Annotated in this window: 22 protein-coding genes and 3 pseudogenes; 11 read left to right on the top strand and 14 right to left on the bottom strand. The window is 36.3% G+C overall.

Going from position 1 to position 19,639, the window contains the following annotated elements; translation table 11 throughout:
* Positions 1 to 258: pseudogene (locus FTT98_RS14825) on the bottom strand (IS3 family transposase); the annotation flags it as partial.
* Positions 259 to 329: 71 nt separating this feature from the next.
* Here FTT98_RS14825 and FTT98_RS14820 point away from each other — a divergent pair.
* The 3 genes from FTT98_RS14820 to FTT98_RS14810 all read left to right on the top strand — a co-directional run bounded on the left by FTT98_RS14820 (position 330) and on the right by FTT98_RS14810 (position 1,279).
* Positions 330 to 473: a hypothetical protein gene (locus FTT98_RS14820; RefSeq protein WP_180041791.1), complete on the top strand. Its 144-nt coding sequence runs from the start codon at positions 330 to 332 to the stop codon at positions 471 to 473.
* A gap of 356 nt (positions 474 to 829) precedes the next feature.
* Positions 830 to 1,078: a hypothetical protein gene (locus tag FTT98_RS14815; protein WP_180041792.1), complete on the top strand. Its 249-nt coding sequence runs from the start codon at positions 830 to 832 to the stop codon at positions 1,076 to 1,078.
* A 15-nt stretch (positions 1,079 to 1,093) separates the two neighbouring features.
* Positions 1,094 to 1,279, top strand: coding sequence for a hypothetical protein (locus FTT98_RS14810; protein WP_180041794.1), 186 nt, complete (start codon positions 1,094 to 1,096; stop codon positions 1,277 to 1,279).
* 143 nt (positions 1,280 to 1,422) lie between these two features.
* Here FTT98_RS14810 and FTT98_RS14805 read toward each other — a convergent pair whose 3' ends face one another.
* The 5 genes from FTT98_RS14805 to FTT98_RS14785 form a co-directional block, all read right to left on the bottom strand.
* On the bottom strand, positions 1,423 to 3,006 hold the full coding sequence (locus FTT98_RS14805; protein WP_180041796.1) for a rhodanese-like domain-containing protein: 1,584 nt from the start codon (positions 3,004 to 3,006) through the stop codon (positions 1,423 to 1,425).
* 17 nt (positions 3,007 to 3,023) lie between these two features.
* Entirely contained in the window at positions 3,024 to 3,578 is a 555-nt protein-coding gene (locus FTT98_RS14800; protein WP_180041798.1) for a cysteine dioxygenase, read from the bottom strand.
* Between the two features lies 1 nt (position 3,579).
* The gene (locus FTT98_RS14795; RefSeq protein WP_180041800.1) at positions 3,580 to 4,575 is read right to left on the bottom strand and encodes an ABC transporter substrate-binding protein; all 996 of its coding nucleotides are present in this window, start codon (positions 4,573 to 4,575) and stop codon (positions 3,580 to 3,582) included.
* A gap of 35 nt (positions 4,576 to 4,610) precedes the next feature.
* The gene (locus FTT98_RS14790) at positions 4,611 to 5,699 is read right to left on the bottom strand and encodes an LLM class flavin-dependent oxidoreductase (RefSeq protein WP_180041802.1); all 1,089 of its coding nucleotides are present in this window, start codon (positions 5,697 to 5,699) and stop codon (positions 4,611 to 4,613) included.
* Between the two features lie 118 nt (positions 5,700 to 5,817).
* Positions 5,818 to 6,789 (bottom strand): LysR family transcriptional regulator, encoded by a 972-nt coding sequence (locus tag FTT98_RS14785; RefSeq protein ID WP_180041804.1) that lies wholly within the window; start codon positions 6,787 to 6,789, stop codon positions 5,818 to 5,820.
* Positions 6,790 to 7,476: 687 nt separating this feature from the next.
* Between FTT98_RS14785 and FTT98_RS14780 the strand changes: the two genes are divergently transcribed.
* The 4 genes from FTT98_RS14780 (at position 7,477) to FTT98_RS14765 (ending at position 11,120) form a co-directional block, all read left to right on the top strand.
* On the top strand, positions 7,477 to 8,241 hold the full coding sequence (locus FTT98_RS14780; RefSeq protein WP_218950659.1) for a methionine ABC transporter ATP-binding protein: 765 nt from the start codon (positions 7,477 to 7,479) through the stop codon (positions 8,239 to 8,241).
* A gap of 1 nt (position 8,242) precedes the next feature.
* Positions 8,243 to 8,908 (top strand): methionine ABC transporter permease, encoded by a 666-nt coding sequence (locus FTT98_RS14775; protein ID WP_180011210.1) that lies wholly within the window; start codon positions 8,243 to 8,245, stop codon positions 8,906 to 8,908.
* An 89-nt stretch (positions 8,909 to 8,997) separates the two neighbouring features.
* The gene (locus FTT98_RS14770) at positions 8,998 to 10,206 is read left to right on the top strand and encodes an acyl-CoA dehydrogenase family protein (protein ID WP_180041806.1); all 1,209 of its coding nucleotides are present in this window, start codon (positions 8,998 to 9,000) and stop codon (positions 10,204 to 10,206) included.
* 83 nt (positions 10,207 to 10,289) lie between these two features.
* Positions 10,290 to 11,120, top strand: coding sequence for a MetQ/NlpA family ABC transporter substrate-binding protein (locus tag FTT98_RS14765; RefSeq protein ID WP_180041808.1), 831 nt, complete (start codon positions 10,290 to 10,292; stop codon positions 11,118 to 11,120).
* Positions 11,121 to 11,589: 469 nt separating this feature from the next.
* Here FTT98_RS14765 and FTT98_RS14760 read toward each other — a convergent pair whose 3' ends face one another.
* Complete coding sequence (locus FTT98_RS14760; RefSeq protein WP_180041810.1) at positions 11,590 to 12,000, bottom strand: hypothetical protein; 411 nt, start codon at positions 11,998 to 12,000, stop codon at positions 11,590 to 11,592.
* A 189-nt stretch (positions 12,001 to 12,189) separates the two neighbouring features.
* Here FTT98_RS14760 and FTT98_RS14755 point away from each other — a divergent pair, with 189 nt between their 5' ends.
* Together FTT98_RS14755 and FTT98_RS14750 are read left to right on the top strand one after the other, a co-directional pair.
* A complete protein-coding gene (locus tag FTT98_RS14755) occupies positions 12,190 to 12,528 on the top strand; it encodes a helix-turn-helix domain-containing protein (protein WP_111886070.1) in 339 nt (112 codons plus the stop codon).
* Positions 12,518 to 13,780, top strand: coding sequence for a type II toxin-antitoxin system HipA family toxin (locus tag FTT98_RS14750; RefSeq protein ID WP_257220802.1), 1,263 nt, complete (start codon positions 12,518 to 12,520; stop codon positions 13,778 to 13,780). Before FTT98_RS14755 ends, FTT98_RS14750 begins: the two co-directional genes overlap by 11 nt.
* Positions 13,781 to 13,824: 44 nt before the next feature.
* On the opposite strand, the gene FTT98_RS18370 is transcribed toward FTT98_RS14750, so the two are convergent.
* The gene (locus FTT98_RS18370; protein ID WP_180041812.1) at positions 13,825 to 13,941 is read right to left on the bottom strand and encodes an IS3 family transposase; all 117 of its coding nucleotides are present in this window, start codon (positions 13,939 to 13,941) and stop codon (positions 13,825 to 13,827) included.
* Positions 13,942 to 13,953: 12 nt separating this feature from the next.
* Positions 13,954 to 14,893 (bottom strand): annotated as a pseudogene (locus FTT98_RS14740) (IS5 family transposase).
* Positions 14,894 to 15,098: 205 nt separating this feature from the next.
* On the opposite strand from FTT98_RS14740, the gene FTT98_RS14735 reads away from it, so the two are divergent.
* Complete coding sequence (locus FTT98_RS14735; RefSeq protein ID WP_121523298.1) at positions 15,099 to 16,403, top strand: type II toxin-antitoxin system HipA family toxin; 1,305 nt, start codon at positions 15,099 to 15,101, stop codon at positions 16,401 to 16,403.
* Complete coding sequence (locus FTT98_RS14730) at positions 16,396 to 16,674, top strand: helix-turn-helix domain-containing protein (protein ID WP_004871362.1); 279 nt, start codon at positions 16,396 to 16,398, stop codon at positions 16,672 to 16,674. Before FTT98_RS14735 ends, FTT98_RS14730 begins: the two co-directional genes overlap by 8 nt.
* 15 nt (positions 16,675 to 16,689) lie before the next feature.
* Here FTT98_RS14730 and FTT98_RS14725 read toward each other — a convergent pair whose 3' ends face one another.
* From FTT98_RS14725 to FTT98_RS14705, 5 genes and pseudogenes are all read right to left on the bottom strand, one after another.
* On the bottom strand, positions 16,690 to 17,901 hold the full coding sequence (locus tag FTT98_RS14725) for an integrase arm-type DNA-binding domain-containing protein (protein WP_078194291.1): 1,212 nt from the start codon (positions 17,899 to 17,901) through the stop codon (positions 16,690 to 16,692).
* A gap of 352 nt (positions 17,902 to 18,253) precedes the next feature.
* Positions 18,254 to 18,373, bottom strand: a pseudogene (locus FTT98_RS14720) (IS3 family transposase); the annotation flags it as partial.
* Between the two features lie 30 nt (positions 18,374 to 18,403).
* Positions 18,404 to 18,772 (bottom strand): IS66 family insertion sequence element accessory protein TnpB, encoded by a 369-nt coding sequence (tnpB, locus tag FTT98_RS14715; RefSeq protein WP_180177508.1) that lies wholly within the window; start codon positions 18,770 to 18,772, stop codon positions 18,404 to 18,406.
* Positions 18,769 to 19,152 carry a transposase gene (locus tag FTT98_RS14710; RefSeq protein ID WP_180177507.1) on the bottom strand — a complete coding sequence of 128 codons (384 nt, stop codon included), beginning with the start codon at positions 19,150 to 19,152 and terminating at the stop codon, positions 18,769 to 18,771. The genes tnpB and FTT98_RS14710 overlap by 4 nt, the downstream gene beginning before the upstream one ends.
* Before the next feature lie 146 nt (positions 19,153 to 19,298).
* Positions 19,299 to 19,639: transposase (locus FTT98_RS14705; RefSeq protein ID WP_180177506.1), on the bottom strand; the 341-nt coding region annotated here is incomplete at its 5' end.

The raw sequence follows: 19,639 nt of genomic DNA, 5'->3' as shown, positions 1-19,639 counted from the left end.
GCAGTTCTTTATTTTCGCGTTCGAGTTGTTTGATACGTTCTTGGTCTGAAAGCTGCTGTACTTTAACTGGATTTTGTTTATCTAAATATTTTTGATACCAAACACGTAGTGTTTCAGGAGTACAACCCTTGCGCAGTATACTGCTCAGGGAGCAATAGCGGTGATCGCAGCCCAATTCGATGGATAATCTTTTTCAGATTCAATCAATAATTGAACCGCTCTTTCTCTGATTTCAGGGGTATATTTTAATTTTGTCATCGGGATAGTCTCTCAGAATATTGACTCTCCGACAAACCCGGTACGGTTCAGTAGATCAGCAGGGTAACTATATGGAAAACATCTCTCAAGATGATTGTAAAAAATGGTTATCCGGATATCGCCCTTTTAATTATTTTGCTCAAAAACAACAAGCTGTAGAACGAGTGTCTACGAGTGATTCGGGAAATATAAATTCTGAAACTTCTCCTTTGTAAAAAAAATCATAAATTTTTCTGTATGTCAAATTTCAATTTTAGCGGTGTGGGTGGGGTGTTTGTATCACTCTTTGCTAACATCGCTTAAAACGCAAATTAGAGCGTTTTAGAAGGGGTTGACTTTTAAGAAAACACCTTTTTAACTATGATTTATATCGTTTTTTGTTACTTTATAAAAAGTTTATTGGATAATTCGATCATTTCTTTTGCTTAATTTTTGATCTATTTATAGAGCGAGTGTCTACGAGTGATCCGCGATTTTGAATTATTCGACTATCCTTTTCCTTGATTACAAGCTCCCGTATGATTATAAACGGGAGTAACAGAGCGTCCGTAGGCGCGAACTGAGGAATATAATGAAACATCATGCTCATAAGGTGTATTTTTTTAAAAATGAAAAAATCCTTGTTTTATATAAAGTATATTTTTTTAAAACCTATTTTTGCATATATGAAAATTTTTTAGATTTTGATCGTGACTTTAATAGTGATGCTTCAAGGTATGTTGATTTTACGTATTTATCAAATCAACAAACTGAAGATTTTTTTTCATCTTTGAATATGGCTAATTATAAAAAAGTTCCACATTTTTATGATAAAGACTGACCACTGGAGACAACAATGGAATTTACAAAAGAAGAATTAGAACAGCTTTGGTCAATACTTGAAGATCATGGCTATACAAGTTCGACTCAGCCTTTTTTTGATAAGATTCAATCAAAGTACAAGTATTGTCACATGTGCGGAAAATTGTTTTCACATGAAGAATATCAAGCACATTATGATTCTGAATTTAACGATGACTGATTTCGTATAATATAGATTATGTTAAATAAAATATTATGAGATGAACCTACTCCTTATTTTGTCCATATTAGAAAATGAATCAGCCCAGTTTATAAATGAACTGGACTGTCTTGTATCGCCTAGACACGATACATGTAAAACATTTATATAACAAAGAACCCATGTGTGCCATCATTCTTTAGCTGATCGACTAAACCGAACTCCCAATCAAGATAAGCTTGCATTGCTTCTCTTGAATTATCGGTACCTTCATAAGGTCGTTTATAACGATCAATCTCTTCTGAAAGTAAATTTAATTCTTGAGATAATGGCAGACCTGTCTGCACCCAAGCAGCATTACCACCTTTTAAGATATATACTTTTTGATTTGATTTGAGTTGAGCTTTAATTTCTGGCACTGCATATTGAGCAAGCAAACTAGAACCACAAGTTACAACAATGGCATCTTTGTTTGTAAATTCTGACTGCTGGATCAGTTTAGGTACATCTGCTTTCAAAACCCATTGTGCATTTGGAATATGCCCTTTTTTGTAGTTAGCTGCAGTAGTGAAATCCCAAATAGCAATATTTTGTGTTGCTGAAAGTTGTTGCAGCTCTTCTGGAGAAATAAATAAGTCAACATCTATCTGTGGTGTAGCAGGTTTCCAGCATCCCGTTTCAGCCAGAAGTTTTACAAAATCATCTTCAAGTACATAAACATCCCAGTTCATTTGTGCTAACCAAGAACCTGTCATATATGCCCGAACAAGTTGATCGTCAACTAAAACAATACAAGCACCACGCACTGCAGCATAATGGTCAGTTTCCTGTACCAACTGACCACCTGCTACCCAACGACTACCAGGTAAATGCCCTGCTGCATATTCCTGCTCAGTACGTACATCAAAAATATAAGTGGTTTTATCTTCTTGTGCCTGTAGATCCTGTAAGTCAGTTAAACTGATTTGCTTTACACCTGCTTGCTTTGCCAATTCTTCAGCATTTTGTTTTGCCTGCTTGTCAATCTGGGTATCAAGAGCTACAAATGAACGTTGCTGACCATGCTCTAGTTGTTGTCCAGCGAGTGTCCAGCCAATCGTTCCATTTCGTAATGCAAAAATTTCATGAGGCAACTTAGCATTAATTAGTGATTGAGTACCAATAATACTGCGAGTACGACCAGCACAATTTACAATAATCTGGGTGTTTTCATCTTTAACCAATGAAGGTGCACGCAGAACCAATTCTGCGCCTGGAACACTCGTCCCAGTTGGGATACTCATAGTCTGATATTCATCAAAACGTCGAGCATCTAAAATGACAATATTTTCTTGAGCATCAATTTTTGCTTTTAGTTCCTCGGCACTAAGAGATGGTGTGCCCTTATGATGCTCTACAAACTCACCAAATGCTTTACTGGCAGAGTTAACATCAATGAATAATTCACCACCATCACGTTGCCATGCTTCTACGCCACCTTCTAAAACTGCAATGTTACTATAACCATACTCGCTAAGTTTTTTATAGGCACGCTCAACACGACCATCGCCATCATCATAAATAACCGTGAGTGTATTTAGACGAGGAATACGGTTATAAATTTCAATTTCGAGACGTGATAAAGATATATTTGTCGCAAATAAGGGGTGATTTTGAGCGAAGATATGCTCTTCCCTTAAATCTACAATAGCAACTTCCTCGCCAGCCAGTAATTTTTCACGGATTTCTTGATAAACGATAGTTTTCATTCTTTTAACATCACTCTTTAAAAATTTGAATAACCAGAAATAAATGGTTTAGCTGTACCGTCTAGTTGATAGGTAAAACGCTCCACTTTGCCTATATTTGCACCATAAATATGGATACTGATTGAGACTTGATCCTCAAAGGCATTGTTAACAGCATGAATATCTCCCGTAGTTGGTGTAAACCAGTCGATATCTCCCACTTCGAGATAATCGCCTTGAGCAACTGGATGTAAACCTGCCTCATCACAGGTATAAGGTGTAGAGACTTCTGCGCCTTCAAGCACACCAATTGCACCCCATACTTCGTGGTTATGAATTGGTGTTTTTTGACCTGGTCCCCAAACAAAGCTGACAATGGAAAAACGCTCTTCAGGATCTAGATACAATAGATATTGTTGATAATATTCTGGATGTGGTTTTTTAAACTCTGGTTCAAGCCAGGTTGAATCCTGGAGGAGCTTTTTAAACCCAGGTGTAAAGCGCTGAATTAAGTTTTGCTCATCCAGTTGTTCTACCAGTCCTTGCTCAATAGCATTAATTACAGGTGCTAAAGCATTCAGATATTTAGCCATATTAATTTCCTGCCTGCTTTGTATTAAACTCACGATCAAACAGACCGCTTACATCAATTTTCTGATTTAATAATTGGTGTTTATGATAGAAATCTGCTGTGTCTTGCGAAGTGGCAATTACATCATCAGTAATACTAGTCCATGTGGCATTTTTTCGTTTGAATGCTAATGTGGCTGGTTCTTCTGGAATTCCGGTGATTTTTGCAAGTTCTTTACCAAATGACTGGTAGTTTTTATTTACCCATTCCTGAGATTCTTCAAGCCGGTAGATAAAGTCCTGAATAGCTGTACGCTTCTGCTGATCATTTAAAGCTTGCTCTGTACCGGCAAGGAATGTAAAACCTGAATATAATCCACGTCCATTTTCAATGATTCGAAAACCATCAATGACTTCAGCATAGGCAGTGTATGGATCCCAAACTGCCCATACATCAACATTGCCATTTGCAACAGCAAGTTTGCCATCTGCTGGTGGCAAAAATTTAAAATTTACATCAGAAGCTTTCAAGCCAGCACGTTCTACAGCACGTAATGTAACCAGCTGACCAATCGAGCCCTTATTCGCTGTAATAGTTTTTCCTTTGATATCCTGAATGGATTTAATCGGACTATCTTTAGGCACTAGTAAAGCTACTGCATACGGATCATATCGGTTAACCGCAATTGCGCGTGCATGACCACCATTTGCATTTGCAAAGATGAATGGTGCATCTCCAAGATAACCAATATCAATCGCGGTAGCGTTTAATGCTTCGGCAACTGGAGCTGCTGCCGGGAATTCATACCATGAAATTTTATAATCGATACCATCTAGAAGTTTTGATGCCTCTAGCTGGGCACGCATATTTCCTTTTTGATCACCAATTTTGAGTTCAATTTGTGCTGAATTTTTAAGTTTAGTCACTTCTTTTGTATTTTCAGCTTGATTAACCTGTTTATCACAAGCAGTTAAACTTATTGAAACAGCACTAATAATGCCAACTAATATTTTTTTCATTTCAATCACACTTTTTAATATTTTGTCAGCAAAGCCTAGGCAATCTTGTTTAATTTATCCAGTTCGGCTGTTTTATAACGGATGCTTGGTAGTAGTTCTTTGCCGTATTCAATGACATCATTTAATGGGTCAAAACCACGAATCAATACGCTGTTAATACCTAGCTTATAATATTCTGCAATAGATTCTGCTACTTGCTCTGGTGTACCTACTAAAGCTGTAGAGTTATGGTTGCCATGTACTAAGGTAGAAATGCCAGTCCATAAATTAGTGTCATGCACTTCTTGTGATGCCAACTCCACTAAACGCTGGGCTCCTACACTTTGAGCACTTTGTTTATCTTTGCGCAGACCGCGGTTTTCAATTTGCTCTCGAGTCAGACTGTAAATATCCTGTACCTTTTCCCAAGCCTGTGTTTCGGTATCTGCAATAATTGGGCGGAAAGAGATATTAAAATCCAGTGGATTTTTACGTTCAAAATTTACTTCATTTGCTCGAATATTTTTTATAAGCTCTTCAGCACCAGCTAAAGGCTCACCCCAAAGTGCAAATACATCTGCATGTTCAGCAGCTACATTTAATGCTTCTTGAGAAGAACCTCCGAAATATACTGGCAAATGAGATTGATAAGGTTTGATTTCTGAGAAACCATCTTTGACTTGATAGTATTTACCACTGTACTGGAAGGGGTTATCGCTGTACCAGGAAAGCTTAGCGATGTCTAAAAATTCTTTTGTACGGGCATATCGTTCGGCTTTAGTTAAGAAATCACCATCACGCTGCTGTTCTGGATCACTTCCCCCGGTAATAACATGAATTGCTAAACGACCTTTAAGTAAATGATCTAGAGTTGCATACTTACGTGCAGCTAAAGTTGGCGCTATAAAACCTGGACGATGTGCTAATAAAAACTTTAATTTCGAAGTATTTGCACCTGCATGAGCCGCCACAATAAAGCCATCGGGCTGATCTGACCATTGACCAATCAATACCCGATCAAATCCAGCATCCTCATGGGCTTTAGCAAAATTTGCAACATAATCTGGATTAAATACTGGGCCTTCTGCTGGGATGGTTTCCGAAGCAAGACGATGGCCAATCATGCCTAAAATTTGAATTGTCATTTCAATTTCCAAAATATTTTTTTGAACTTGAAACAACTGTAATTTAAAAATTAGTATGCGTTAAATAAATATTTATCATAAACTAATATTAATTTTACGCATAAGAATGGTTTTTAGATTACGCTAAATGCAATTTTTGGTTAAAACGTTCCATAATTACATCAAACAATTCAGTTTGTGCATGGCTCAGGTTTTCTCGACGTGCATTGTAAACAATGACATCTAGATTTAGTTCTTCAGTATCTATAATTGATAATTGGTGAAAGTGAGGAGTTTGAAAGATTAATTCCTGTGCCAAGAAACCAGCACCAACTCCCTGTTGTATTAAATCCAACTGGATTCTAGTTCCAGTAACTTCAATTTTTAAATTTAGCTGTTTATACTGTTTTTCTAATTGTTCAGTCAAAAATTCTCTGAATCCACATCCTTTATTATTTAAAATCCAACCTAGATCCTGCAAGTCTTCCCATGTTGAAACACCTGATCTGCTTAAAGATTTTGCTACTACAGGTCTAATATGTAAGGTACCCATAATTTTCAGAGAATAATCTTTTGGAAAAGCATTATGTTCTTTTGCAGTAGAAATCACGCCATCAAGTTCATCGTGAGCTAATTTAGATAATAATTCCTTACCCCACCCTGTACTAATTTCAATTTTTGCAGAGGGAAAATCTTTTTGGAGGTCTTGTATCATTCCAAAAATACCAGACTCTGACAGGCTATTTGGAATTCCTATCCTAAGATGTGTTGAATCTGCACTTTGTAAAGCAATGATCTGCTTCAATCTATTGAACTCTTGCTCGATAATACAGCATTGTTCATATATTTCTCGTCCTTTTGCGGTTAACTTTAAAGGGCGAGTATTTCGGTCAAAAAGTTGAACTGAACAGGCTTGTTCTAGACTCTGGATGCGACGTGTAACTGCAGGTTGTGTGATACCTAATTGTTGAGCAGTAAGACTCGTGGATTGCAATTTAACAAAAGCAATAAAAGCATGGATGTCTTCAATCTTCATTAAAAATTTAACCTCGGCATAATCGCTCTGCACAGCTGTCTGCTTGAAATCTAATTTGATATTTGAATAGCTCATACCATACTGGCTATCAAATTTATTTAAAAATTCAGGAGCTTATTCTATGTGAATTTAATATGCATTATTTAGAAAGATCAGTATTCTCTTCATTCATACAAAGGAAATTTTCTAACAAAAAATACTCAATTAAGGGTTTCTAGTTTTTAACAGAACGAATCAACTCCTATTCACCTAAATTGAGTATCTAAAGTAGATGTTGCAAGTGACTATCTTACAAATTAACTTTGAATATTTAGACTAAATTATAACAAAAGATATTAAAAAACAAATTCTTAGCTATAAATTGATCTATATTCATTTTTCGCGAATTCTAGATTCCCTCTAATTTAAAGCGAAGTGAATATAATTCATATGAAAAGATAAAATTCAGAATAAGCTATGTTTTGTTTATAAAAGAATAAAAGTAACGTTATTATCTCAATCAATAAATTACAGAAATGTTTTTAATAAATATTACTAACACACTGATATAATTAACAAATTCTATACTGAAGCATAATTTTATTAGAATTATTGATATAAATCTTCTGTAAAGGGTGGAGAATAGATCAATCTTAAATTTAGTATTCATTATTTTTATATAATTTTATTAAAAATATTTATTTTAAACATATTAAATTCTAATTTATGTTGAGCTGCATAGGACTACTGCATCAGTGATGCTGAGCTAAACATAGAGAATAAATGATGATACAACTACAGGATCTTAAGAAAACATTTATCCAAAAGGATGGTCAATTCACGGCTGTTTCCGATGTTAGTCTAAATATTCATCAAGGTGATGTATTTGGCATTATCGGTTTTAGTGGTGCAGGAAAATCAACATTATTGCGCATGATTAACCTGCTAGAACGTCCCAATACTGGTGATATTAAAATAGAAGGTGTTTCCCTTTTACGATTATCAAAAAAGCAATTACTCGAACAGCGTAAATCCATTGGTATGATTTTTCAGCATTTTAACTTGCTGACCAACCGCACTGCTCTAGAAAATATTGAGTTGCCGTTAGAATTTTCAGGTGTGCCAAAAGCAAAACGTCATAAACGTGCTTTAGAATGCCTGGAAATTGTTGATTTATTAGATAAAAAAGATGCTTATCCAAGTCAACTTAGCGGTGGACAGAAACAGCGTATTGCAATTGCCCGCGCCATTGTGACCCAGCCCAAAATTCTGCTCTGCGATGAGCCAACTTCTGCTGTCGATCCACAAACTAAAGAATCGATTCTGCATTACCTGTCAAAGATCAATAAACAGTTTGGTATCACGATAGTGATCGTGACTCATGAAATGCAACTAGTACACAAAATCTGTAACCGTGTGGCGGTAATGGAACAAGGCCAAGTCATTGAAGAGTTTGACCTCAATCAGCCAATCCAGCAACCAGTTAAATCTATTATTTCAAAATTATTGCTCAATGATGTCAGTACCAGTTTAAAAGAGGCTTCCTAATATGTACGAAAAAGTAATTGGTATTTGGCCTGAAATTCAAACAGCACTTGGCGAAACCTTTTATATGCTGTCTGTCACGATTCTACTTGGCATTATTTTTGGTGGAATAGTAGGCACTGCCCTGTATTTAACTCGTGATGGCTCAATTTCTAGCAATAAGTTGGTAAATGGAGTTTTAAATGCTGTGGTGAACTTCATACGTTCTTTCCCTTTTTTAATTCTCGCTATTTCCATCGTGCCCTTAACACGCTTAATTGTGGGAACTTCAATTGGTACAACAGCCGCCATTGTTCCTATGACAATTAGTTGTATTCCATATTTTGCCCGTTTTGTTGAGGCAGCTTTGCTAGAAGTCAACCGTGGGGTAATTGAAGCAGCGGAAGCAATGGGCGCAACTAAATTTCAAATTGTACATAAAGTACTGTTTTCAGAAGCACGTGCAGCAATTGTTAACTCAATCACTATCGTGACAGTAAGTTATTTTTCCTATTCCACGATTGTTGGCATCGTTGGTGGTGGTGGTATCGGTGACTTTGCTATTCGTTATGGTTTTCACCGCTTTGAAACCGACATTCTGATTGTAACTGTACTCATCATTATCTTTATTGTTCAAGTAATTCAATTTACCGGGAACTATTTTGTTAAACGTTTAGATAAGCGTATTTAAAGAATCAAATTCAACATGACCTTACAGTGGAATAACTTTTAAGAAGGTCACTTGGAAAAAATGAATTACACATATTAGGAAAAGTTTTTATGAATATTAAAGTTCAGGAGGTAGAGAATAGTGTACGTCCCTATCATGAACGCAAAGAGTTTCTTGCACTAATTGAAACTATTAAAGCTGATTTGGCTATTCGTGATGCAAATGGCGAACAGCCACCAGCACAGATTATTCAATACTTAAAATCTCAGAAAATCGGTGCATTGCGTTTACCCAAACAATATGGAGGGCAAGCACTAAGTATTGAAGAGTTATTTGCTGTAATTATTGAATTAGGTCGTGTTGATTCTGATGTTGCTCATATTTTCCACTCACATTTTAACTTTACAGAAGAAGTAATAAGGCATCCTGATCCAGCTTATCGCGAGAAATGGTTCAAGCGTATAGCTAGTGGAAAAATTATCAGCAATGCACTTGCAGAACCATCATCAAATAATGTCGGTAGTGGTAAGGTAAATACAAAAATTCTTAATGAAAATGGTCAATTATTTTTAGACGGTAAAAAGTATTTTACTACCGGTACTTTGTATGCAGATTATGTATTGGTATTCGCACAAAGTCATCTAGGTACTTTATGTCATGTTGTTGTACCGACTAATCGAGAAGGTGTAGAAATTTTTGATGATTGGATCGGGATTGGACAACGAAATACTGCTAGTGGGACTACGGTATTTAATCATGTAATCATATCTGAGGATGAGATCCGTTGGCCGAAACCCCATGGTTTAATTAATAAACCATTCGCACAACTGTATATTCAAGCGATCATTGCTGGTCAAACAAAAGCTGTAGAAGATCGCACTGCAGTACTGCTTGCTAATCGAGGTCGAACTTTTAATTATGGGAATGCTGAACAAGCTCGTGATGAGCCCCTCTTTCTTGAAAAAGCAGGAGAAATATCATCAATTGCTTTTATTGTAGAACAAGCAGTATTACGAGCGGCGCGCTCACTAGACCAGATTATTCAGCATTTAAATCAGCCGACTTATGATGATTTTTTGCAGAAAGCTGCTATAGAAACTGCAAAAGTAAAAGTTTCAATTGATCCATTAGCACTCAAAGCAGCCAATTTAATGTTTGAAGTCATTGGGGCATCTGCTATGGGGCACGAGACATTGAATGATCGACATTGGCGCAATATTCGTACCTTATCTACCCACAATCCAGTTAGCCTCAAGGCAAAGGTATTGGGAGATATTCTAGTGAATAAACGCACTGTACCCAATACTAGTTATTTCTAATCTAACCATATATTTAACCATTCTCAATATTTGAATGTAATTCTAAAAAGTAGCGCTAATAGCGCTTTAGGGGCTATTTATTTATGAAACTTAAATCTTTATTAACTGCTGTTCTTACAGCATCAATTGGTTTTGGATTAACAGGCTGCTCTAAACAGGAAAAAACAGTTTCTAGTGAAAGTAGTGAAACAAAAGTAGTTACCTTACTTACACGTGATAACCCTCCATATCCACAAGTTGCTGAATATGTAAGGGATAAAGTCAAAAAACAAAATATTGAACTGAAAATTAAATATGCTAATGATGGCCTGATTCCAAATAAATCTGTGGCAGAAAATGAAGCAGATTTAAACTATTTTCAGCATAAGTATTATATGCAGTCAGCAAAAGAATTGAATAATTGGGATTTAATAGCAATTGCCTCTACTTTTAATGGAATGTTCGGGGCATATTCCCCTAAATATAAAAATATCAATGATCTTCCAGATAAGGCTAAAATCGTAATTCCATCAGATCCTTCAAATGGTGGACGTGCATTAAATCTATTGGCACGAGCAAAATTGATCGAGTTAAAACCTAATACTGGTGCAAAAACAAGTTTAAAAGATATTACAGCCAATCCAAAGAACTTACAGTTTTTAGAAGTTGAACATGCTTTAGTACCAGTTAGCTTTAAAGATTCAGATTTAGCAATTATGGCTGGTGCATATACTATTCATGCTGACTTATTGCCAAAACGTGATTCAATTTATCTTGAACAAGATAATCAAGAATACGATAGCGTTCTCGTATCCAATAGCAAAGCATCTCAAAAACCTGAAGTACAACTTGTTAAAGATGCTTTTATTACAGACGATACGCGTGAATTTGTTTTAAAAAATTATGCCGAAACGGTTACCTGGCCAAAACGATAAAACTGTTTCATAACTTTATAGGTTGTCTCAGACCTCTACGTTGACATAGTGGAGGTTTGGGAATTTTTCATTTTTAACTCTAAAAAAAACATCGAATTCATCAAGTTCATGAACTGGAAAAATTTAAATATTAAAACTATATAGACAAATTATTGATTTTATTAATTTTTAAATGATGTTTTTCTATGAATTCGACTTTAGGTGAACATAAGTTAAATAATATATCTAAGATGGTTCCCTCAATAAATTGGCCGTTGATGCAACTTCACAGAAGATATTCACAACAATATTAATCTCTTCAAGAGTATCTTAATTTACATAATATCTATTATGCCAACATTATTTGTAACTCAAAAATAGAAATGTCCGGTTTCTCCAAAGGGCTTTGTTGCATAAATATGTAAGCATCTGATTTAAATAAATTTAATTTTGGATCAAAAAAATAATCAAAACTTTTAAAATCATATAGTTATGAAATCTTTGTGCAACAAAGCCCCCACAAATTAATCACTAAACTCTCATCAGCCAATGAACCCACACGGCGATCTTGCTCTTTGTGATTAAAGTTTGGCGATACCATTCTAAACCCGGATGTCATCTCTGGATCATCTTCAATATCCTCAAACAAGTTGCCGCAATCTGAATTAAATTGTTTAAATACAGGGTAAATAACTTCACCATTCTGTTTATGTACAGACATTGCAAACCTATGAAACATTACCATGTCATCTATGCGCTGCATGGCCTGCGTTTTTAATGACATACGTTCCATGACGCATTCACCTACAGGATAACGACGTACTTCCCTGAGCATTAACCTTACATTGCTATTAGTTTCACAAAATTGCTCCATTTCCAAAAGAATTTTCGGTTGATCCATTACTTTACCTTTCTTTTATTTCTCGCACTTACACAGCGCACTTCCTCTCAAGTCAATTTAAATTATGCACCAACCCTGCAAATAGGCTCAAGAGCTTAAAATCTCTTACAAATATAATTTAAAAACACCCATAAAATACTGCTTAAGTCGGTTAATCGGTATATAATGACCGTATTGAGGAGATTTTTCATGAAAAGAGCAGCAAGTGATTTTATGCTTGAGGGTGTTGAAGATCTGTTAGTTCAGATCGGGAGTAACATTAAAACAGCACGCATGAACCGGAATATGACTATTAGCGAATTGGCTAACCGTGTGCATGTGGATGAAAAGACAATCTCACGACTTGAAAGCGGCAAACCCAGCTCTAACCTAAAAAATCTTATTTCCATTCTCGTTGTATTTGGCTTGGAAGACAGTTTGCTTAGTATTGCGAACCCACAAAATGACGAAGTTGGAAAAGCACTCGCTACCAAAAAAGTTCGAGTCCGCGCTAATAATAAATCAGAGGATATGAGTGATGACTTCTAAAAACCTATCCATGCAAGAAGAAATTAAGAGCTGCTACATTTTTTTGGATACAGGCGATACGCCGCAAGTTGTTGCTCAATATGCGCTCAAAGATTCAATCTATAATTTTATTTATGGTAAGAGCTATTTGGATCTCAATAACTCATTTGAGCTTGATCCAATTAACCTACCATTTATTACACCCAACACGGCGTACACCACTGCAGCTAAAGATGGCTTTGGCGTACTTGCAGATGCTACGCCCGACAATTGGGGTCGTAAGCTTACGTTAACCCAGCACACTCGCGTACCACTCAATCAAATTGAATGGCTTATTGCGGCACGTGGTAATGCAGTTGGGTGCTTAGTGGCGAGTTTGTCTTCTAAAGCGGTCAAAACCGTTGGCAAAGAATCCTTTGTTAAATTCTCTGACTTACAGGCTTACTTAAAATTATCTAAAGCAGTTGATCAGCACCAAGACCCGAACATGATCAGCATGATGACCGATAATTATTTATCAAAACTCATTCACCATGGGTCATCAATGGGGGGTGCGCGACCTAAAGTGGTCGTACAGCACAAAGGCATTGAGTGGATTGCGAAATTCAATAAATCCGATGACCTCTTTGATAATGCAAAAGTTGAATATTCATCAATGAAGATGGCGCAAGCTTTAGGTTTGAATGTCAGCAATGTCGAGCTTGAAGAAGTTGAAGGCAACCCTATTTTGCTTGTTGAGCGCTTTGATCGTAACTGCCCTGAGCGAAAGAAACACTACATCAGCGCACACAGCCTTATGAACATCCGTAAAGTGCGCGTAGACGACTTAAAGATGTCTTATATGCATTTGTCTAAGATCTGCAGTCAAATTTGCCATGACGCAATCAGCAATCAATTAGAGCTATATAAGCGCATGGTCTTGAATGTGATGATCAGTAATACAGATGATCATTTAAAAAACCATGGCTTCTTAATGCATGACATGAAAAATCATCATTATTCACTCAGCCCTCTATTTGATGTTCTACCGCACGGATCTCGCGCATCTTACCCAAAAGAACATGCGATCGCCGTGGGAGAAGAAGGCCGAATCGGAACGGCGCAAAATCTATTGAGTCGCTGCAATGCCTTTGGGTTAACCGAGTTTCAGGCAAAAGAGATCATAAAGAATGTTCGAGATGTACTTGAGTCAAGAGATGAATTCTTTAAGGATGCTGAAATGAGCGACTACCAAATGAGACAACTGGACCATTACTACAATCTAGGCAACTAAAAAACCGCCCATTTGAACTGAACCCCAAATCTTAGACAGTTTAGTTAACAACAGGATTGAGTTCTGAATTGAACAGGGCTCAATCCTTTTAAATTTAGTTGTATTCTTTCATGATTATAATGGCTTTGTTGCACAAAGATGTAAAAATTAAGATTGCCCATATCTACTCAAATTTAAGGCATAACTTGGGTATGTGGTTGACCTAACTCGGTAAATTTATTTAACACGGCTACACGTGCATGGATCTCATTGACTTGGCTATTAAAGTTCCTTGCACTGAGTTTATCGCCTAATAATTTGATGCAGTGCATCTTGGTTTCCACCAAACTTCGGCGATGATAGCCTGACCATTTTTTCCATAGTATTCTGCCAAACCGTTTAACAGTACGAAGTAATTCATTTCGTTCTAGCGAGCTGACCTTTGTATCTTTCCAAGGTTTCGCATTTTTTCTTGGAGGAATCACCGCATGCGCTTGCCGATCTGCAATGTGCAATGACCTGACGACATTGTTTGGTGTCATAAGCGCCATCCGTATAAACAGAGTCAATCTGCTCATCTAAGGAAATTTGATCGAGTAAATCACCAAGTACCTGTGAATCACTTACATTGTTAGTTGTAAGCTGAACTGCACGTATTTGGAGAGTTTTAGCATCTATACCAATATGTAATTTACGCCATTGACGACGATATTCAGACTGATGTTTCTTCCTTTTCCATTCACCTTCACCTAAAAACTTTAGACCGGTAGAGTCCACCAGCAAGTTAAGCCCACCACTGCTTTTTTGATAACTAATCGCAATATCAATATGTTTTTGTCTTCTGCAAAGCGTACTGTAATCTGGTGCTGTCCAATTTAATCCACAGAATTTAATCAGACTTTGAACAAAACCTGTGACCATACGTAAAAAAAGGCGAAATAAAGATTTAATCATTAGACAGCATTGGATGGCTGTGTCGGAATAAGTTTGATTTCGTCCATGCTTGCCTTTTGGCTGCGCATACCATTGAGTCTTAGTGTCAAACCAAATTGAAATATTTCCTCGATTTATTAATGCTCGATTATAAGAAGACCAATTGGTGGTACGATAAATTTTAGGTGCAGGCTTGTTCATTTGGAAATTATATTGTGGAATAAGCCCTTAACGATAGGTTTGTGCAACAAAGCCAATTTAGCAATACGACAAGTTATGACGTTTAAAATGATTGCTTATAGTGCAAATTAAATGATTCTAAATCAGAGTAGGAAATTTAATATATATCTACTATAATAAATAAATATAGCCAAAATAGAAAATAATATTTTATTTTAATACATATATGAATCAATATTGCACACTTCAAATTTTTCAAAATAACGAATGGCAAGATTGCGCTATCGTTGAATTAATTGCTAATCAAGAGCAGGGCTGGAGAGCATCTACACGAACGTCATACTTATTTGAATATGCTATTGAACATATGGATTTAAGGGATGGTCATGCTCTATCATTCCAATTTCCAGTCAATGTACAAAACAACTTAGAAAACCAATGGCCAGCATTTCTCATGGACTTGCTACCTCAAGGTTATGGGCGAAAGGAGCTTTTAAATCAGCTGGGTTTTTCAATTAATGCAGAAGAACAAGCTGATTGGCCCCTACTGAAATCTGGGGCAGGTAATCCTATTGGTAATCTACGAATTAAAGAAGCTTATGACTGGCTTCAAGATCATTTTCCGACAGTGAAACCTCGTGGATTTAGCCTAAGCGAAATAATTGAAAGGAAAGAAGATTTCATTGAGTCACTTGCATCATATGGCTTATTTGTTGCTGGTTCTTCAGGTGTTCAAGGTGAATGGCCTAAACTATTACTAACACAAGGATATGATGGTCTGTTTTATTTAGATCACAGTCTTCCAGATGAACTAGCAGCAAAGCATTGGCTAGTTAAATTTAGTCGTGGAAATGATCAAAAACTGGAAAAAATACTGTTACATGAAGCAATTTACATGAAAATAGCTCGGTATTTAGGTCTAAGAGTGTTCAAGGACTTGGAACTTCACCAGAGAACGCTATTTATTCCACGTTTTGATCGCCAAATTATCAATGGTAAAGTCGAAAGAGTTGCACAAGAAAGCCTAGCCTCTTTAAGTGGTAAAGCTGGCTTCGGCGTTAAAATGACACATAATCAAATCTGTACATTGATCATGGAATGTTGCTCATCACCAAAAGCTGAAATTTTTGAATATTTGAAACGAGATATTGCTAATGTTGCATTAGGAAATAAAGATAATCATACCCGTAATACCGCAATTCAACGTTTAAATGACGGCACAATTCAATTAACACCCCTCTTCGATTTTGCACCAATGTGGCTTCATCCTGACGGAATTGCACGTACTACACGTTGGGAAAAAGATGACCATGGAGGAATGCCTATATGGGGATCTGTCATAACGCAAATAGAAGAATGTACAGGAATAGATTCAACTGAAATTAAACATACAATGATTCAACAATTGCCACTGTATGAAAATTTGCTCGATGAAATGAAAAAAATAAATATAGATGATGAGATTCTACAAAATAGTCATCATCGTATATTGAATATATGCCAACAGATTCAGGAGCTTTCTAATGGATAAACGTTATAAGCCTATGACGGCAATCGAGCAAATGAATAAACGCTTACAAGTCTTAGAAAATATAAATAACAATCCTGAGTGGCAAATTTACCAGATTGCATCATACATTAGAAAAGAACTACATTTAACATTAAATGAAATGAGTAAAATTACTAAAATAGCACCACAGACTTTACAGAAAATGGAGCAACCTGATAGTAATCCAACATTAGATTCTATAAATAAGTTGTTAAATGCATTTGGTTTAAAATTTATTATTAAATCAAAATAGTTTAATTTAAATTACCTATAAACTAGATTTTGATTTATTTTCTAAATAGTCACCCCACCACTGCATCATATCAGCTCTTTGTTGAATATAATCTGCATGGTTATAACTAGCACGTGTTTTATTCTTATCTACATGTGAAAGCTGAGCCTCAATCCAACTATCTTGAAATAAGCCAGAATCATTTAAAATAGTACTGAATGTTGATCTTAAACCGTGTGAGGATAGCTCATTTGTTTTGTATCCCATCTTACGAATGGCTGAATTTATTGTGTTAAAATGCAATGGCTTATCTTTAATTTTTGGGCTGGAAAAAACATAACGATCGCCTTGTGACCACTCTAGTGCAGATCTAACAATGCTCACCGCTTGCGATGATAACGGGACTAAAAAATCTGGAATATCATAACCTGCTATCACTTTTCGACGATATTGCTTGATATGTAAAGCAGGTATTTTCCAAATTTTGTTGTCAAAATCAAAATGATGAGGTTCTGCAGACAATAACTCTGCCCCTCTGACTCCAGTATATAATTTAAATAGGATTGCTTTTTTTATAATCGGATCTGTATTTAGTTGAGTTATTCTAAGAATAAAATTAGAAATTTCTTCATCTTTTAAATAGGGATAATTTTTCTTTAATTTCCCTTTCAATAATATTTTATTGAGACCATAAGCTTGATTATAATCACAGTATCCCATTGCAACTGCAAAATCATAGATTTGATTTAAATAGCTATACGCTTTTTTTACAGGTTCCTTAACTCCCCTATTTTCAATCTGCTTAATTACCTTAACTAAATCAGTTCTTTTAATTTTGCTAAAATCTATATCACCAATAACGGGATAAATGTCATTTATTAAACATGCATTCGCCAATTGGATTACACCACCACGTGGTTGATCTTTAAATGAATTATTTGTTTTAAACTCTAACCATTCTTCACAAACAACTTTAAAAGTTTGAATTTTCTCCTGAACTAAATTTTGTGTAGAAAATTTAGTTGCCTTATAGGAGTCTCTGGCCACTCTAGCCTCTTTGAGATTCATCTCAGGATATGTACCTAGAGTGACTCGTGGTCTTTTACCCGTTTCTGCAACTGAATATCGATAACTCCAAGACTTTTTTCCATTAGGATCGACTTTTAAGCTTAAACCATCATCATCAGCTAAAAAGTAAATTTTTTCTTTTGGATATGACTTTCGTACTTGTGTTTCCGTAAGACTCATAAGTTTTTATAAACCAGCATAATGATCCCCGTTATCTTAATTATATCAAAAATAAGCATTATTATGTGATGCGTATATTACGCATCACATAAATATTTATATATATGTTTTTTATAAATATTTTTGTGATATTCTACATTGTAGTAACCAAAAAAGTAACCACTGTTAAAATCTGTATTAAGCAACAAAAATCAGTGATAGTTAAACACTATTCTGCAATGGGTTTGTTTTACAGACTTAGTAACCGAACCTTAATTATTTGAGGTAATATTTCGGTTCTGTCGCATTAAGTCGATCTTCAGCTACTATTGAATTTTGTAGGAGCTGAATATGTCACTAATCCAAGCTGATCCTAGACAGTATCGTGGACAACAAATCCCTCTAAATTCTTGAAATATTTCTGTTCAAAGGCTTCTGGGCTTAACCAGCCGTTTGCAGAATGTCTTCTGCTTCGATTGTAATAAATCTCAATAGTGCATAATCAATCGCTTGCTGTTTAAATTCAGATACAAGCAGCATTGCTGCGTAAGATAGCCATTTCTTGGATCTCCAAAGTTAACGTTACGTTATCTTTAGAGGGCAAACCCTGAATGAGTGCCTGTAACTGTTCTGGACTGAGAGCTACGTTTTCACCCTGGTGAACTTTAGCCCAGTGGAATTTTCCCTGTTCCAGCCGCCTGACACACAGCCAGATGCCCAGTCCATCATGTACCAGCACTTTCATGCGATGGCCACGTTTATTACAGAACAGGTAAGCACAATGCGGTTTGATGTAGCCAAAGGCTCTCACCACCTGAGCCATGGCAGTATCCATTCCTGCACGCATGTCCATGGGCTGAGTAGACAACCAGATTTCATCAATGCGGATCATGTTGCAAGTGCCTTGAGTAATTCTGCTAAAGCAGATATTTCTGATACTTGCCATTTCAAGCCAATTTCTGCTTTTGAGTTGGGTAAAGTAATTTGAACTTTTAACATGTCAGTAGGAGTAGGATCTAATGGTGCAGAGCAAGATAAGGCAATAAATGCAGGTTTATTCAGTAGTGGTGTGCGATCACTCCCTGGCTTAGCATCAATTAAGCGAATCCATTTGGATACAAGATTTGTATTCAATCCATGTTGCAAAGCGACTGAAGCAATTGAAACGTCCGGTGCTTTACAAGCCTGAACGATCTGCTGTTTAAATTCAGGACTGTATGTTCTTCGTTTTTTCGCAAGAGATGCGATGGATGTCTGATGATTTGTAGTCATAAATTTAAGTCCCCACTTGTTTCTAAGTGGGGACTAAATTAAGGCTTATAGGATGAATTCAGAAGGTGTGTTCAGCGGACGCTTACTTTTCTGATAGCTTATCGCAATATCAATAGTAAGCGTCCGCTGAACCCCATGCCTATTTTTTAATTCGATTTAGGTTTCCAGCGGTGTGGTAGCAATTCTTCAATCTGAGTCACTTTATGTGTCGGCAACCTTTTCAGCACATCACTTAAATAGGCATAGGGATCCAGCCCATTCAGCTTTGCTGACTGGATTAATGTCATAATATTGGCTGCTCGCTGACCGCTGCGCAGCGAACCTGCAAATAACCAGTTCTTACGTCCCAACGCCCAGGGGCGCATCTGGTTTTCCACCCAGTTATTGCAAATCGGTAGATTGCCATCATCCAGATAGCGGCTTAAAGCTGGCCAACGCTTCAGAGTGTAATTGATCGCCTTGGCGGTTGGAGAACTCGATGGCACAG

It is taken from the genome of Acinetobacter sp. YH12039, from assembly GCF_013420015.1.
GTDB lineage: Bacteria > Pseudomonadota > Gammaproteobacteria > Pseudomonadales > Moraxellaceae > Acinetobacter > Acinetobacter amyesii.
The sequence above is the reverse complement of the archived record's forward strand: the minus strand, read 5'-3'. Positions and strand labels throughout refer to the sequence as shown.